Source organism: Pseudomonas putida (genome assembly GCF_002025705.1).
Lineage (GTDB): Bacteria > Pseudomonadota > Gammaproteobacteria > Pseudomonadales > Pseudomonadaceae > Aquipseudomonas > Aquipseudomonas putida_J.
Genome location: NZ_CP018846.1, coordinates 4,929,475 through 4,946,348, shown reverse-complemented (window position 1 = coordinate 4,946,348; position 16,874 = coordinate 4,929,475). Strand labels below are relative to the sequence as shown.

12 protein-coding genes are annotated in these 16,874 nt (G+C 63.3%); 9 read left to right on the top strand and 3 right to left on the bottom strand.

What is annotated here, in order from left to right; genetic code table 11:
* Window positions 1-53: 53 nt before the first annotated feature.
* Window positions 54-1,019, bottom strand: a complete 966-nt coding sequence (locus BUQ73_RS22400) for a 2-hydroxyacid dehydrogenase (protein WP_079229723.1) — start codon at window positions 1,017-1,019, stop codon at window positions 54-56.
* Between the two features lie 163 nt (window positions 1,020-1,182).
* On the opposite strand from BUQ73_RS22400, the gene BUQ73_RS22395 reads away from it, so the two are divergent.
* The 8 genes from BUQ73_RS22395 to BUQ73_RS22350 all read left to right on the top strand — a co-directional run bounded on the left by BUQ73_RS22395 (window position 1,183) and on the right by BUQ73_RS22350 (window position 13,755).
* Window positions 1,183-2,865, top strand: a complete 1,683-nt coding sequence (locus BUQ73_RS22395; protein ID WP_079229722.1) for a fatty acid--CoA ligase — start codon at window positions 1,183-1,185, stop codon at window positions 2,863-2,865.
* Window positions 2,866-3,194: 329 nt separating this feature from the next.
* On the top strand, window positions 3,195-5,114 hold the full coding sequence (locus tag BUQ73_RS22385) for a DUF1302 domain-containing protein (RefSeq protein ID WP_079229721.1): 1,920 nt from the start codon (window positions 3,195-3,197) through the stop codon (window positions 5,112-5,114).
* A gap of 25 nt (window positions 5,115-5,139) precedes the next feature.
* Entirely contained in the window at window positions 5,140-6,504 is a 1,365-nt protein-coding gene (locus tag BUQ73_RS22380; RefSeq protein ID WP_079229720.1) for a DUF1329 domain-containing protein, read from the top strand.
* Between the two features lie 252 nt (window positions 6,505-6,756).
* Complete coding sequence (locus BUQ73_RS22370; RefSeq protein WP_079229719.1) at window positions 6,757-9,474, top strand: LuxR C-terminal-related transcriptional regulator; 2,718 nt, start codon at window positions 6,757-6,759, stop codon at window positions 9,472-9,474.
* Window positions 9,475-9,649: 175 nt separating this feature from the next.
* A complete protein-coding gene (locus BUQ73_RS22365) occupies window positions 9,650-11,257 on the top strand; it encodes a tetratricopeptide repeat-containing response regulator (protein ID WP_079229718.1) in 1,608 nt (535 codons plus the stop codon).
* On the top strand, window positions 11,254-11,946 hold the full coding sequence (locus tag BUQ73_RS22360; RefSeq protein ID WP_060484524.1) for a sensor histidine kinase: 693 nt from the start codon (window positions 11,254-11,256) through the stop codon (window positions 11,944-11,946). The genes BUQ73_RS22365 and BUQ73_RS22360 overlap by 4 nt, the downstream gene beginning before the upstream one ends.
* 329 nt (window positions 11,947-12,275) lie before the next feature.
* Window positions 12,276-12,920: an MBL fold metallo-hydrolase gene (locus BUQ73_RS22355; protein WP_079229717.1), complete on the top strand. Its 645-nt coding sequence runs from the start codon at window positions 12,276-12,278 to the stop codon at window positions 12,918-12,920.
* Between the two features lie 109 nt (window positions 12,921-13,029).
* Window positions 13,030-13,755 (top strand): OmpA family protein, encoded by a 726-nt coding sequence (locus tag BUQ73_RS22350; protein ID WP_079229716.1) that lies wholly within the window; start codon window positions 13,030-13,032, stop codon window positions 13,753-13,755.
* Window positions 13,756-13,883: 128 nt separating this feature from the next.
* On the opposite strand, the gene pta is transcribed toward BUQ73_RS22350, so the two are convergent.
* On the bottom strand, window positions 13,884-15,971 hold the full coding sequence (gene pta, locus BUQ73_RS22345; RefSeq protein ID WP_079229715.1) for a phosphate acetyltransferase: 2,088 nt from the start codon (window positions 15,969-15,971) through the stop codon (window positions 13,884-13,886).
* A 31-nt stretch (window positions 15,972-16,002) separates the two neighbouring features.
* A complete protein-coding gene (locus tag BUQ73_RS22340) occupies window positions 16,003-16,305 on the bottom strand; it encodes a DUF3565 domain-containing protein (protein WP_027918345.1) in 303 nt (100 codons plus the stop codon).
* On the opposite strand from BUQ73_RS22340, the gene BUQ73_RS22335 reads away from it, so the two are divergent.
* A complete protein-coding gene (locus tag BUQ73_RS22335; protein WP_027918346.1) occupies window positions 16,304-16,789 on the top strand; it encodes an FKBP-type peptidyl-prolyl cis-trans isomerase in 486 nt (161 codons plus the stop codon). The genes BUQ73_RS22340 and BUQ73_RS22335 overlap by 2 nt on opposite strands.
* Window positions 16,790-16,874 lie beyond the last annotated feature (85 nt).

Below are 16,874 nucleotides of genomic sequence, written 5' to 3'. Positions count from 1 at the left end.
GGACGACGCCTCCTGAAAAAAGTGGCGCAGTGTAGCAGAGCCGGGCTCTTGACTCAGCTGACCACGCGGCGGGGCTGGCCTTCGAAGAAGGCCTTGGCGTTTTCGCTGAGCTGGCCGACGATGCGCTGGCGCGACTCCACCGCGCCCCAGGCGCTATGCGGGGTAATCAGCAGGCGCGGGATGTCCTTTTCCAGCAGCGGGTTGCCGTTGACCGGTGGCTCGACGCTCAGCACATCGGTGGCGGCGCCGCCCAGGTGGCCATTGCGCAAGGCGTCGGCCAAGGCCTGTTCGTCGATCAGGCCGCCACGGGCGGTGTTGACCACCAGCGCGCCTTTTTTCAGCAGCGCCAGTTCGCGGGCACCGATCATGTGCCGGGTGTGCTCGTTGAGTGGGCAGTGCAGGGTCAGCGCGTCGACCTGCGGCAGCAGTTCGTCCAGCGCCAGGCGGTCATCACGGGCCGGGCGGCCAGGGATCTGCCCGCTCAGCACACGCATGCCGAAGGCTTCGGCCAGGCGTGCCACTGCGCCACCCAGTTCACCATGGCCGAGCAGGCCGAGGGTCTTGCCTTCCAGTTCGACAATCGGGAAATCGAGCAGGCAGAACTGGCTGGCCTTGGCCCATTGGCCGTCTGCCACCGCCTGATTGTAGTCGCACAGGCGCGTGGCCAGGGCCAGCAGCAGGGCGATGGTGTGCTGGGCTACCGATGGCGTGCCATAGCCCTGGCAGTTGCAGACGGTGATGCCCTGGGCGCGGGCAGCGGCCAGGTCGACATTGTTGGTGCCGGTCGCGGCCACCAGGATCAGCTTCAGCTGCGGGTTGGCGGCCAGTGCTGCGGCATCGAGCATGACCTTGTTGCTGACCACCGCGACAGCGCCCTGCAGGCGTTCGGCGACCTGCTCCGGGCGGGTGGCGGCAAACAGCTCGAATTCGTCGAACTGCTGTCGCAACGGCGACAGGTCGAGGTCGCCAAGGTCCAGGGATTGGTGATCGAGAAACACGGCACGGCGCAAGCTGGGCATCACGGGAAGCTCCGGTGGCAGGGCAGGGGTTGATCCATCAACCCGCACAATGCCACTCATACCTGGCGCCGCCAAATCATTCCTTCGGCTGATTTGACCGTCACATTGAGCTACTACAGTAGATCCACACTTGTTCGGCATGCTTTTCAGAAAAGGGATCACCATGTTGCAGACCCGCATCATCAAGCCCGCCGAGGGCGCCTATACCTTCCCTCTGTTGATCAAGCGCCTGCTGATGTCCGGCAGCCGCTACGAAAAGACCCGCGAGATCGTCTATCGCGATCAGCTGCGCCTGACTTATCCACAGCTGAACGAGCGTATCGCCCGCCTCGCCAACGTGCTCACCGAAGCCGGGGTCAAGGCGGGTGACACTGTGGCGGTGATGGACTGGGACAGCCACCGTTACCTGGAATGCATGTTCGCCATCCCGATGATCGGCGCGGTGGTGCACACCATCAACGTGCGTTTGTCGCCCGAGCAGATCCTCTACACCATGAACCACGCCGAAGACCGCTTCGTGCTGGTCAACAGCGATTTCGTAGGCCTCTATCAGGCCATTGCAGGGCAACTGACCACGGTCGACAAGACCGTGCTGATCACCGATGGCCCGGACAAGACCGCCGACCTGCCGAACCTGATCGGCGAATACGAGCAACTGCTCGCCGCTGCAAGCCCGCGCTACGACTTCCCGGATTTTGACGAGAACTCGGTGGCCACCACCTTCTACACCACCGGCACCACCGGCAACCCCAAGGGTGTCTACTTCACCCACCGCCAGCTGGTGCTGCATACCCTGGCCGAAGCCGCGGTGACCGGCAGCATCGACAGCGTGCGCCTGCTTGGCAGCAACGACGTGTACATGCCGATCACGCCGATGTTCCACGTGCATGCCTGGGGCATCCCCTATGCGGCCACCATGCTCGGCATGAAGCAGGTCTACCCGGGCCGCTACGAGCCGGACATGCTGGTCAAGCTGTGGCGCGAAGAGAAGGTCACTTTCTCGCACTGTGTGCCGACCATCTTGCAGATGCTGCTCAACTGCCCATCCTCCCAGGGTGAGAACTTCGCTGGCTGGAAGATCATCATCGGCGGCAGCGCGCTCAACCGGGCGTTGTATGAAGCAGCGTTGGCCCGGGGTATCCAGCTGACGGCGGCGTACGGCATGTCGGAAACCTGCCCGCTGATTTCCGCTGCGCACCTGAATGACGAACTGCAGGCAGGCAGCGAGGATGAGCGCGTCACCTATCGCATCAAGGCCGGTGTGCCGGTGCCGTTGGTGGAAGCTGCGATCGTCGATGGCGATGGCAAATTCCTGCCGGCCGATGGCGAGACCCAGGGCGAACTGGTGTTGCGTGCGCCATGGCTGACCATGGGGTACTTCAAGGAGCCGGAAAAGAGCGAGGAGCTGTGGCAGGGTGGCTGGCTGCACACTGGTGACGTCGCCACCCTCGACGGCATGGGCTACATCGATATCCGCGACCGCATCAAGGACGTGATCAAGACCGGCGGCGAGTGGATCTCCTCGCTCGACCTCGAAGACCTGATCAGCCGTCACCCGGCCGTGCGCGAAGTGGCAGTGGTAGGGGTAGCCGACCCGCAATGGGGCGAGCGCCCGTTCGCCCTGCTGGTGGTACGTGACGACAAGGCGATCGATGCCAAGGCGCTCAAGGAGCACCTCAAGCCATTTGTCGAGGAAGGGCACATCAACAAATGGGCCATTCCAAGCCAGATCGCCATTGTTACTGAAATTCCCAAGACCAGTGTCGGCAAGCTCGACAAGAAGCGCATCCGCCAGGACATCGTGCAGTGGCAGGCCAGTAACAGCGCCTTCCTGTCTACCTTGTAGGCGCGCCGCGGGCTGCGCACGACACAGTGCGGCCCGCATGCTAGACAGGTTCAAGCCTTGCCAAACGAAAAATATCGGCCATGCTTCAGCACGGCCAATGCGCTGCCCGGGAAACGCCGGGGCGATTTGGCAGCTGGTGCGCAAATCACACTTTAGAGGGATCAAGCACCTGAGCCTGCTGGCTATAGTCGGGCTCAGGGGATTTTCAGGAATGGGGGAGGGCGGCACGCGCAAGACGTGCCGCTGCAGGGGAAACCTGCACACCGGTCGCTCGGGCCGTTTCTGAAAGGACTCACTGCCATAACAATAAAGTACATGGAGTAGCGTCGATGAAATCTGCAAATCCGTTCTGGCGCCGGGCCAAGTTGCCCTTGGCCGTCAGCCTTGCTTCCACGCTCGCAAGTCCTGCTTTCGCTGTCAGTTTCAACATTGGTGAAATCGAAGGCCAGTTCGACTCGTCGCTCTCCGTTGGCGCCAGCTGGTCCACTGCCAACCCCAACAAGAACCTGATCGGGGCCAACAACGGCGGCAAGGGCCTGTCGCAGACCTCCGACGACGGCCACCTGAACTTCAAGAAGGGCGAAACCTTCTCGAAGATCTTCAAAGGCATCCATGACCTTGAACTGAAGTACGGCGACACCGGTGTGTTCGTACGCGGCAAGTACTGGTACGACTTCGAACTGAAAGACGAAAACCGCGAATTCAAGGACATCAGCGACTCCAACCGCAAGGAAGGCGCCAAGTCGGCGGGCTCGGAGCTGCTCGATGCCTTCGTCTACCACAACTACGCGATCGGCGATCAGCCAGGCTCGGTGCGTCTGGGCAAGCAGGTGGTGAGCTGGGGCGAAAGTACCTTCATCGGCGGCGGCATCAACTCGATCAACCCGATCGATGTGTCGGCGTTCCGCCGCCCTGGTGCCGAGATCAAGGAAGGCCTGATCCCGGTCAACATGTTCTACGTGTCGCAAAGCCTGACCGACAACCTGTCGGCCGAAGGCTTCTATCAGATCGAATGGGACCAGACAGTTGTCGACAACTGCGGCACGTTCTTCTCCCAGCCGGACGTGATCGCCGACGGTTGCAACAACAACCTGGCGGTGCTCGCCACACGCAACTCGCTGAGCAGCCGGCTTGGGCCGCTGGCGACCCCGGTAAACAACACCCTGGCCGCCCGGGGCGTGACCTACGGTAACCCGGATGAAGGGGTTATCGTGCGCCGTGGCGCGGACCGCGATGCACGCGACAGCGGCCAGTTTGGTGTTGCCCTGCGTTACATGTTTGAGCCGCTCAACACCGAGTTCGGTGGCTACTTCATGAACTATCACAGCCGCGCGCCAATCTTCAGTGGTCGTGGCGCAGACGCTCAGTTCTACAGCACCAGCGGCCTGGGCGCTGCGCTGGTAAGAGCGGGCGTGCCGGCCGCCGCGTTGGCCAACCTGCTACCCAGCCTGATGCCGTTGCAGGTGGCGGGTAACTCCAGCTACTACGTTGAATACCCGGAAGACATCCGCCTGTATGGCCTGAGCTTCTCTACCACACTGCCCACCGGCACTGCCTGGAGCGGGGAAATCAGTTATCGGCCGAATGCCCCGGTGCAGCTCAATACCACCGACATCCTCTATTCGGGCCTGACCCCGCTCAACCCCAACGTATCCGTGTTGCAAGGTACGCCGGGGGCGGACCAGCCTGGCTACCGCCGCAAGGAAGTCACCCAGCTGCAGACCACGTTCACCCACTTCTTCGACCAGGTGATGGGCGCGGAGCGGCTGACCATGGTCGGCGAAGTCGGCTGGACCCACGTCGGCGGCCTGGAGAGCACTTCCAAGGCACGTTACGGGCGTGACCCGGTATTCGGCCCGGGCCCGCTGCCCAACGGCCAGTGCGAGGCGCTCAACACCAGCACGCTCGGCACCTCGAATGCCAACAACGTGTCTCGCTACTGCGAAAACGATGGTTACACCACTGCGGATTCCTGGGGTTACCGCGTGCGTGCGATCTGGGATTACAACAACGTCTTCGCCGGGGTGAACCTGCGCCCGAGCGTGGCCTGGTCGCATGACGTCGATGGCTATTCGCCGGGCCCGGGCGGCAACTTCGAAGAAGGGCGCAAGGCGATCAGCCTCGGCCTGGACGCGGAGTATCAGCAAACCTATACCGCCAGCCTGTCGTACACCAACTTCTTCGACGGCAAGTACAGCACCGTGGATGATCGCGACTTCGTCGCCCTCAGCTTCGGCGTGAACTTCTAAGAACATTGATCCAGGACGACACGAGATGAACAAGACCAGAAGTCTGCTGCAAGCCGGTGTACTGGGCCTGTCCCTGCTGGCGACCAGCGTCATGGCTGCGGTATCTGCCGATGAAGCGGCAAAACTTGGCAGCACCCTCACCCCGATGGGCGCGGAAAAGGCCGGTAACGCCGATGGTTCGATCGGCCCGTGGGAGCCACTGTCGAAAACCGCTGGCAGCGTCGATGCCAAAGGTTTCCTGTCTGACCCGTACGGCAGCGACAAACCGCTGTTCACCATCACCGCGCAGAATGCCGAGCAGTACAAGGACAAGCTCTCGCCTGGCCAGCTGGCGATGCTCAAGCGCTATCCGGACACCTTCAAGATCCCGGTGTTCAAGACCCACCGTGGTTCCACGGCGCCTGACGATGTGTTCGCTGCCATCAAGAAGAACGCCACCGCGACCACCTTGGTCGAAGGCGGCAATGGCCTGAATAACTTCCAGACTGCCGTGCCGTTCCCGATCCCGAAAAGCGGCCTGGAAGTGATCTGGAACCACATAACCCGCTACCGCGGCGGCAGTGTCAGCCGCCTGGTGACCCAGGCAACCCCGCAGCAGAACGGCTCCTACAGCCTGGTGTATTTCGCCGACCAGTTCGTCTTCCGCGACAAGATGAAGGACTATGACCCGAACAACCCAGGCAACATCCTGTTCTACTTCAAGCAGGAAGTGACCGCGCCGGCACGCCTGGCCGGGACCGTGCTGCTGGTGCACGAGACCCTCGATCAGGTCAAGGAACCGCGCAAGGCATGGATCTACAACGCCGGCCAGCGTCGTGTGCGCCAGGCCCCGCAAGTGTCGTACGACGGCCCGGGTACTGCGGCCGACGGCCTGCGCACCTCGGACAACCTGGACATGTACAACGGCGCGCCGGACCGCTACGACTGGAAGCTCGAGGGCAAGAAGGAGATGTACATCGCCTCCAACGCCTTCAAGCTGGATGACCCCAAGCTCAAGTACGCCGACATCCTCAAGGCCGGGCACATCAACCAGGACCTGACCCGCTATGAGTTGCGCCGGGTATGGCATGTGGTCGCGACGCTCAAGCCGGGCCAGCGGCACATCTACGCCAAACGTGACTTCTACATCGACGAGGACACCTGGCAGGCTGCGGTGATCGACCAGTACGACGGTCGCGGTCAGTTGTGGCGCATCTCCGAAGCGCATGCCCAGCCGTACTACAACAACCAGGTACCGTGGTACACGCTGGAAGCCATCTACGACCTGCAGTCGGGCCGCTATCTGGCACTGGGCATGAAGAACGAAGAGAAAAAGGCTTACGACTTCGGCTTCACTGCCAGCAAAGCCGATTTCCAGCCAGCCGCCCTGCGCCAGTCGGGCATCCGCTGAGCTGAAAAACTGCAACTCCGTGTGACCCTCCCAGAACGCCCCGGCTTGCCGGGGCGTTTCTGTTTGCCCGGCCGATAAAACCGCTGAATGCTGCGCCACAGCCGCGCCCCAGCCCCTGTCCATCATCCATGTTGCTTTTTGTCGCAGACTTTTCCAGGCAAATGGCGCCCATTATCTTCAAATGCGTTGCATTACCCGCTAGTCTCGCAAACATCCGTACCGCCGTAGTTTTCCCAACAGAACGAGCCGGCCATGACAGATCTGTCCCGTACGCATGGATTCGCCAGCCAGGCCCTGGGCCTGCTGGACGGGCGTTTCTTCCGGCCGCCGCAGCCGGACGGCCACGTGCCGCGTGCACGCCTGTGCCAGCGCTTGCAGGGCGGCCTTGGCGGGCGCTTGCTGCTGGTCAACGCCCCCGCCGGCTTTGGCAAGAGCTCCCTGGCCATCGAGTTCTGCGAGTCGCTGCCCAGCCATTGGCGCAGCCTCTGGCTCGGCCTGAGCCAACGGGACGCTGACCCCGGTCGTTTCCTCGAACGCCTGCTCGAAGGCTTGCAGCAGTATTGCCCGGCTCTGGGCGGGCAGGCCATGGGCCTGCTGAAGATGCGTCAGCGCCACCAGCCCTTTGCGTTCGAAGAGTGGCTCGACAGCCTACTTGACGAGTTGGGGCTCTATCTCCAGGCCGACACGCCTTTGCTGCTGGTGCTGGACGACTACCATCTGGCCCAGGGGCCGGTACTTGATCGTTGCCTGCAATTCTTCCTCAATCATTTGCCCGCTGGCCTGGTACTGCTGGTGACCAGCCGTCAGCGCCCGGACTGGCACCTGGCGCGGCTGCGCTTGTCGCGGCAGTTGACCGAACTCAGTGAGCAGGACCTGCGCCTGACCCCGGAGGAGTCTCTGTCGGTGATTGGCCGCCAACCTACGGGGCTGCGCGGTCAGGCGCTCGACAACCTGATTCAACGCAGCGATGGCTGGGTGGCCGGGCTGCGGTTCTGGCAGCTGGCAGCCAGCGAAGCCGGTGACGAGCATGCTTTGCCTCAAGCCCTGCACGGTGGCGAAGGGTTGATCCGCGACTACCTGTTGGAAGAAGTCATCGAGATGCTGCCAGCAGATGTGCAGGCGTTTCTGTTCGATACGGCCTGCCAGGAGCGCTTCTGCGCAGCGCTGTGCGATGCATTGCGTGAGCGTAGCGACAGTGCCGCGATCCTGCGTTATCTGCAGGCGCATCAGGTGTTTCTGGTGCCGCTGGACGAACATGGCCACTGGTATCGCTACCATCACCTGTTCTCCGACTTGCTGCGCAGCCGCCAGTCCAGTGAACCGCTGGCGCGCCTGTACCTGCGCGCCTGCCGCTGGTTCCAAGGCCAGGGCTTGCTCGACGAGGCAGTGGAGCAGGCGTTGCGCGCCGGCCACCTCGACGTTGCTGCCGACCTGGTGCAGAGCCTGTCCGAGGAACAACTGCTGGCAGAGCAGAACGTCGGCATGCTGTTGCGTTGGAAGATGGACCTGCCCGACAGCCTGCTGATCAGCACGCCGCGGTTGATCGTGCTGTACAGCTGGGCGCTTGGCCTGGCCTGCCAGCTGGATGCTGCTGAAGAGTTGGCCAGTTACCTCAGCCGCTTCCTGCCCGCACCTTCAGCCACCGCGCAGAAGTCGATGCTGGCGCAATGGCTGGCCCTGAGCGGGGTCATCGCCCGTGGCCGGGGTGACCGCGAACGCACGCTGGCCTATTGCGGCGAAGCGCTGCAGAGCCTGCCGAGCAAACGCTATGGGCAACGCCTGGTGTGCCTGTCGACGCTGTCCAACCTGGCCATTGCCGATGGCGACTTCTGGCGTGCGCGCGGCTGGAACCGCGAGGCGCTGGAACTGGCGCAGCGTGTCGGCAACCCGTTGTTCGAAGCGCTGGCGCATTACGATCGTGCGCGGGTGCTGCATGCCCGCGGCGAAGTCCTGCGGGCGCTGGATGAAGTGCGCCAAGGTCTGCAACGCCTGCAGGGGCTGTCGGCACAGCGGCTATACGCGGTGCGGGCGCGCCTGACCCTGTACGAAGGTTACCTGCTGGTGGCGCGCCTGCAGCCCGCGCAAGGTCGCGCGCGCTTGCGCGCAGGGCTCGGCGAGGCGCGTGCCTGCCGCGATATCAGCGTGCTGATCGGCCATTGTGTGATCGCCTCGCTCGATGGCCGTGAGGGCCAGTTTGCCGAGGCGTTCGCCGAGCTGGCCGAGGCGGAAAGGTTGATGCACATCTGGGATGTGCCACCGATCTTCTACCTGGCAATGATTACCCTGGTGAAGTGCGAGCTGTGGCTCGCCCAGGGCCGAATTGACCTGGCCGAATCCTGGTTGCTGCGCCTGGGCCAGACGTACGGTGGTGAGCACCCTGCGGCGGCGCCAGAGTTCCGCCCTTTGTTGCCTCTGCATATCGAATTGCAGCAGGCACTGCTCGAGCGTGTGCAGCAGCGCAGCGAAGACGCCTTGGCGCGCCTGTGCGCCTTGGCCGAACGCGGGCAGGCCAGTGGCGGCATGATGCTCACCCTGCATGCACTGTCGCAGTGGGTCGACCTGTTGTTGAGCGAGGGGCGTGATACACAGGCAGCGCAGTTGCTGCCCATGGCGTTGAGCGCAGCCCGGGGTGGGGTGTTGCAACCCTTCCAGCGGCTGATCGAATTGCACCCTGCGTGGCTGCGTGAGCAACTGCTGGCGCAGCCAGCCTGCCAGGCACAGGCTGAACTGCTGGCTCGCCTGCCCGAGCCAGCGGCACCTGCAGGTAGCGCTGCTGAAGCATTGAGCGGTCGGGAGCTGGCGGTGCTCGAATTGATCGCCCAAGGCTGTTCCAACCAGCAGATCAGCGAGCGGCTGTTCATCTCCCTGCACACCGTCAAGACCCATGCCAGCCATATCAACAGCAAGCTGGGGGTGGAGCGTCGCACCCAGGCAGTGGCCCGGGCCAAATCGCTGGGCTTGCTGGCCTGAAGGTAGCCGCAACGGGCGTCGCGCTATAAAATGATGGCGCTAGGCCATTATGTCGTCATGTCGTGATTGCGCTGCATTCTCCACCCTCATCTTTCCAGACCGGTTGCCGATACAGGTTTCGGCGATATGCATCGCCTCGCGCCATCCACCCATCTACCCAATACAGGTCGAGTTGATGCTGCAGTACGGGCAAAAAAGCTTTCTGATCGTCGACGACTTCACCGACTTCCGCACGTCGACCCGTTCCATGCTGCGCGAACTGGGCGTGCGTGATGTGGACACCGCGGACAGCGGTGAGCAGGCCCTGCGCATGTGCGGGCAGAAGCGCTACGACTATATCCTCCAGGACTTCCACCTCGGCGACGGCAAGAAGAACGGCCAGCAGGTCCTCGAAGACTTGATCCTCGACAAACTGATCAGCCATGAATGCGTATTCATCATGGTCACGGCCGAGAGCAGCCAGGCCATCGTGCTCAGTGCCCTTGAGCACGAGCCTGACGCCTACCTGACCAAACCGTTCAACCGTGTGGGCCTGGCCCAGCGGCTGGACAAGCTGACCCAGCGCAAGACACTGCTCAAGCCGATTCTGCAGGCCCTCGACCGTGGTCGCCCGGCCGAAGTGCTGGCGGCGTGCGCCGAGCTGTGCAAGAAGGACCCGCGTTTTGCGCCGTTGTGCCTGCGCTACCGCGCCGACGCGCTGCGCGACCTCAACCGCTTCGATGAGCTGGAGAAGTTTCTCAAGAGCATCCTCGCCAGCCGCCCGCAACCCTGGGTGTATTCGGCGCTGGGCAGCCTGATGCACAAGCGTGGGCAGAACGCCCAGGCCCAAGGCGTCTATGAGCAGGCGCTCAAGGCATTCCCGATCATGCCCGGGCTGTACGATGGCATGGCCGAAGTGCTGGTCGCCCAGGGCGAAACCAGGCGTGCCCAGAGCATGCTCGAGGAGGCGGTACGCTTGTCTCCCTTGGCGGTGCGCCGGCAGGCTGCTTTGGGCAAGCTGGCGCTGGGCAACGACGACTTCGAAAGCGCCTCCAAGGCCTTCCGCCATGCGGTGAATCAGGGGCAGAGCTCGCGTTACAAGGATGCCGAAAGCAACCTTGGGCTGGTTCAGGCCCTGATGAGCAAGAACGCCGGCTTTGGCCTGGATGCCCGCGCCCGGGTCGAAATCAACACCGTGCTCAGCGAAGTGGCCAAGGACAACATCGAAGACCAGGGCCTGCAAGTACGTGCCCGGCTGATGAAGGCCGCCAGCCTGCAGCAGGCGGGCGACCCCGAGACTGCCGCCAAGCTCACCGAGCAGGCCATGCAGCGGCTGGAGAAGATGGACCAGTTCTTCTCGGTCGAGGCGGCCTTGACCGTGGCCAGGCAACTGCAGACGCTCGGCCAGGAAGCGGCCGGCGGCAGCATTCTCAAGGCTTGCGTGGAAACCTACGGTGACGACCCCAAGGTCATGCAGAGTGTGGCCACACTGACTGACGACCCGGCCGTGCTGGGCGCGGTCACCGAAGCGGTCGACCTCAACCGCCAAGGCGTGCGCAGCTACCAGGCGGGGCAACTCAACGAAGCCTTGCAGATGTTCCGCAAGGCCCTGTCGCTGCAGCCGAAGAACATCAGTATCGCGCTCAATACGGCGCAGGCCTTGCTGCGTATCGGTGGCGAGGTGACCCCGCCGGCGATCCTGCAGGAATGCCGCGACTGCCTGACCCGCGTAGCCGGTATCCCGACCAGTGACAGCCGCTACGACCGCTACCGCAAACTGCACATCAAGGTCTTCGGCGCATGAGCCAGGATAACCAGGGGCTGGATTTTTCCACGGTGATCGCCTCCACCGTGCATGACCTGAAGAACTCGCTGTCAGCGCTGATCCAGTCCCATGACCAGTGGCTGGCACGGCTGCCTGAAGAATGGCGCAGCGGTACCGAGCAGGGGGTGATCGAGCATGAGTTCCGCCACCTCAACGGCATGCTGGTGCAGTTGCTGGGGCTATACAAGCTGGGTGTAAACCAGCTGCCGGTATGCCCGGATTACCATGAGCTGGATGACTTCATCGAAGCCCAGCTGGCGGCCCACCAGGAAGTGCTGCAGCACAACGACATTCTGGCGACCTGGCGTGTCGACACCGACAACCCGCTAGGTTTCTTCGACCGCGAGCTGGTGGCCTCGGTGATCGCCAACGTGATCACCAACGCCACCCGCTATGCCGGCCATGCGTTGTTGGTCAGCATTGGCGAGGAAGATGAGCATCTGGTCATCAGCGTCAACGACGACGGCCCGGGCTATCCGGCGAAGATGCTCGAGCGTCAGCAGGATTACGTGCAGGGCATCGACTCGCAGAGCGGCAGTACCGGGCTCGGGCTGTACTTCGCGGCGCGGATTGCGGCGTTGCATGCGCGTAATGGCGTGCGCGGCCGGATCGAGATTGCCAATGGTGGGGCGCTTGGGGGCGGGTTGTTCAGGTTGTATTTGCCTTAGCGTCAGGGCCGCCATGTGTTCGCCACAGCATCTTCAGCGCCTATGAGATCGAGCGCCGCCCGCGCGGCGCATCGCGGATGAATCCGCTCCTACATCTGTTGCAACGTGCCGAACCTGTTAAGCCATGGTCGCCTGCCCTCGCGCATCTCTTGAGCCGTGTAAACCGGCTGACAACCATGGCCTCACAGGCATGGCCACGTTGCAACAAATGTAGGAGCGGATTCATCCGCGATGCGCCGCGCGGGCGGCGCTCGATCTCACAGGCGCTGTATCTCCCAAGACAGGCACTCCAGACCACGCTACCATCCCGACAGTAGTCAGGAGTCCCCATGAACACTGCCCCAACCACTCTCATCCGCGAAACCTTCCCCGTAGGCCCCCTGCAGTGCAACTGCACGCTGATCGGCGACCCGGTCAGCAAGAAGGCCATCGTCGTCGACCCGGGTGGTGACCCGGACAAGATCCTCGCCCGCCTGCAGGCCCATGGCCTGACTCTGGCAAGCATCATCCACACCCACGCGCACTTCGACCATTTCCTCGCTTCGGGCAAGCTCAAGGAGCTCACCGGCGCTACCTTGCACCTGCACAAGCAGGACCAGCCGCTGTGGGACAACCTGGAAATGCAATGCCAGATGTTCGGCGTGCCTTATACCCCGGTGCCGTCGCCAGACCGTTGGCTCGGCGATGACGAGGAACTTGCCTGCGGCTGTGGTGTTGCTCTGCACACGCCAGGGCACACGCCAGGTTCGATGAGTTTCTGGTTCGCCGACGCCAAGCTATTGATCGCCGGTGACACCCTGTTCCGCCGTGGTATCGGCCGTACCGACCTGTGGGGCGGCGATCAGCGCGCTATCGTGCGATCGATCAAGGAACGGCTGTATCGGCTGGACGAAGATGCCATCGTGGTCACTGGCCACGGGCCTGATACACGCCTGGGCGACGAGATGCGCGAAAACCCTTTCGTACGTGCCTGAACTGGCATGAAAAGCCTTTCATGGAATTTTTCCGTATCCTGGCAATCCAAGGCTGGCATAGATCCCTCCATGATCTGCCGCACACACGAATTTTTGTAGGAGCTTGTCCATGTTCACCATGCGTCGTCTGATTATCGTCGCAACCGCTGCAGCCCTGATGACCGGCTGCGCCGGGCAGAATCCTTACAACAGCCAGGGCCAGGCTCAGGGCGAGTCTACCGGTATGAGCAAGACCGCCAAGTACGGCGGCCTGGGCGCGCTGGCCGGTGCTATCGCCGGTGCCGCCATCGACCACAACAACCGTGGCAAGGGCGCGCTGATCGGCGCCGCCGCAGTGGGTGCCGCCGCTGCCGGTTACGGCTACTACGCCGACAAGCAGGAAGCCGAACTGCGCGCGAAAATGGCCAACACCGGCGTCGAAGTACAGCGCCAGGGTGACCAGATCAAGCTGATCATGCCGGGCAACATCACCTTCGCCACCGACTCGGCCAACATTTCGCCGAGCTTCTACAACCCGCTGAACAACCTGGCCAACTCGTTCAAGTCGTTCAACCAGAACACCATCGAAGTGGTGGGCTTCACCGACAGCACCGGCAGCCGCCAGCACAACATGGACCTGTCGCAGCGCCGCGCTCAGGCAGTCAGCACTTACCTGACTTCGCAGGGTGTGGATGCTTCGCGTGTGACGGTACGTGGCATGGGCCCGGACCAGCCGATCGCCAGCAACGCCGACGCCAATGGCCGTGCACAGAACCGCCGTGTGGAGGTCAACCTGAAGCCTATCCCGGGTCAGCAGTATGACCAGCAGCAGGGCCAGGTTCAGCAGTACCCATAATTGATCGCCGGGGCCGCTTTGCGGCCCTGTCGCGACACAAGGCCGCTCCCGCAGGCAGTTTCAGAACTATGCGGCCCCCTGTAGGAGCGGCCTTGTGTCGCGATAGGGGCGCAAAGCGCCCCCAGTATCTACCGCACTACGCTCGCCTGAATCGCGGTCAGGGCGATGGTATGCACGATATCGTCCACCTGCGCCCCGCGTGGCAAGTCGTTCACCGGCTTGCGCAGCCCCTGCAGCATTGGCCCCAGGCTGACTCCGTCAGTGCTGCGCTGCACCGCCTTGTGGGTGGTGTTGCCAGTGTTCAGGTCCGGGAACACGAACACCGTCGCACGCCCGGCCACCTGGCTATCTGGCGCCAGCTGGCGAGCGACTTGCGGGTTGGCAGCGGCGTCATACTGCAGCGGCCCGTCAATCAGCAGCCCTTGCTCCGCAGCCTGTGCCAGGCGGGTGGCTTCACGCACTTTCCCAACTTCCTCGTCACTGGCCGAATCGCTCGAATAGCTGATCATCGCCACCCTTGGCGCGATGCCGAAGGCTTGTGCCGATTCGGCGCTCTGCCGGGCAATTTCGGCCAGTTCGCTGGCGCTGGGGTGTGGGTTCATCACGCAGTCCCCATACACCAGCACCTGCTCGGGGAACAGCATGAAGAACACCGACGACACCAGGCTGGCGCCGGGCGCGGTCTTGATCAGTTGCAGGGCCGGGCGAATGGTGTTGGCGGTGGAGTGCACCAGGCCCGAGACCAGGCCATCGACCTCATCCAGGGCCAGCATCATGGTGCCGATCACTACCGGGTCTTCCAGTTGTTGCTCGGCCATCGGGGCGTTGAGGTTCTTGCTCTTGCGCAGGTTGACCATCGGCTCGACATAGCGCCCACGAATCAGCTCGGGGTCGAGCACTTCCAGGCCCGGCGGCAGCGTGATGCCTTGCGCACGGGCTACGGCTTCGACTGCCTCGGGCTTGGCCAGCAGCACGCAACGGGCGATGCCGCGCGCCTGGCAGATTGCCGCGGCCTGGACCAGTAGCGGCTCGGCGCCTTCTGGCAGGACGATGCGCTTGTTGGCCTGTTGGGCCCGCTGGATCAGCTGGTAGCGGAACACCGCCGGCGACAGGCGCATTTCCCGTGGCGTGCCACAACGTTGGTGCAGCCAGGCGGCATCCAGGTGGCTGGCGACGAAGTCGGTGATGAACTCGGCCCGGTCACGGTCATCCACGGGGATTTCGCGGTTCAGCGAGTTGAGCAGGTTGGCGGTGTCGTAGGAGCCCGTGCTCACCGACAGAATCGGCAGGCCGGCCTGCAGGGCGCCACGGCACAGGCCAAGGATGCGTGCGTCGGGCTTGCTGTCGCTGGTCAGCAATAGGCCGGCCAGGGGCACGCCGTTGATGGCAGCCAGGCTCACGGCGAGGATGATGTCGTCGCGATCGCCCGGGGTCACCACCAGGGTGCCAGGGGTCAGCAGTGGCACGGTATTGGCCACGGTGCGGGCGCAGATGATGATCTTGTTCATCCGCCGCTGCTCGTAGTCGCCAGCGTTGAGCACCTGTGCACCGAGCAGGTCGGCCACGTCGCGGGTGCGCGGGGCGTTAAGCTCGGGCTGGTAGGGGATGCAGCCAAGCAGGCGGAAGTCGTTGCCACGCAGCAATGGCGAATGCTCGCGCAGGCGGGTGGCAAAGTCGGCCATGCTTTCGTCGGTGCGTACCTTGTTGAGGATCACCCCGAGCACTTTTGGATCGCGTGGGCCGCCATACATCTGGGCCTGCAGTTCGACCCGCCCGGACAGCTCGCTGAGCACTTCGTTTTCCGGGGCGGAGACCAGGATCACTTCGGCATCCAGGCTCTTGGCCAGGTGCAGGTTGACCCGCGCCGCATAGCTCGCGTGGCGGGTCGGCACCATGCCTTCGACCACCACCACGTCATTGCCGATGCAGGCTTGCTGATACAGGCGGATGATCTCTTCGAGCAACTCGTCCAGCTGGCCATCGCCGAGCATGCGCTCGACATGGGCCAGGCTCAGCGGCACCGGTGGCTTGATACCGTGGGTGCGGGCAACCAGTTCGGTTGAGCGCTCCGGGCCAGTGTCGCCGGGGTGGGGCTGGGCGATCGGCTTGAAGAAGCCGACCTTGAGCCCGGCGCGTTCCAGGGTACGTACCAGGCCCAGGCTGATGGAAGTCAGGCCGACACCAAAGTCGGTCGGCGCAATGAAAAAAGTCTGCATGCGTGCTTCTCGAAATAAGCGGTGCAAGAAATCAACGCCCAAGGGTAGCGCTATCGGCCCCTTGTGCGCACCAGCCACAGGCGAATGCCTGGCCGATGCGCCGGGCGCGCTGCCCGGCGTCGAGTACCCACGGCCGTGCCTGCCACGGTGGCTGGTGGCGCAGGTGCTGGGTATGGCCGCAGGACAGCTCGACCACCCAGTGGCCTTCTTCGTCCTGGTGGAAGCCGGTGATCCGACTGATGGGTCGCCCCTCGTCCGCGCTGCGGTCGCAATCGGGCGATGCCTTGGTTACACTTGTCCGCTCTACATACTTTTGCAAAAGGTCTTGCCCCATGCTGATCGCCGCCAACAAGGCTGTCTCCATCGACTATACCCTGACCAACGACGCCGGGGAGACCATCGACAGCTCCGCCGGTGGTGCGCCGCTGGTTTACCTGCACGGTGCCGCCAACATCATCCCGGGCCTGGAAAAAGCCCTGGAAGGCAAGCAAGCCGGTGACGAGCTGGAAGTTGCCATCGAGCCGGAAGACGCCTACGGCGAGTACCTGGCCGAGCTGGTCAGCACCCTGAACCGCAGCCTGTTCGAAGGCGTCGACCAGCTGGAAGTCGGCATGCAGTTCCACGCTTCGGCGCCGGATGGCCAGATGCAGATCGTCACCATTCGCGATATCGACGGCGATGACATCACCGTCGACGGCAACCACCCGCTGGCTGGCCAGCGCCTGAACTTCAAGGTCAAGGTTGTCGACGTGCGTGACGCCAGCGAAGAAGAAATCGCTCACCGTCACATCCACGGTGAAGGTGGCCATCACCACTGATTTTCTGCGCTAAGCTCAGAAAGTCGCCAGGCGCTCGGACAAGCCGGCATGCCTCTCCAGCGGGAGGTGCGCGGCTTGGAAGAGC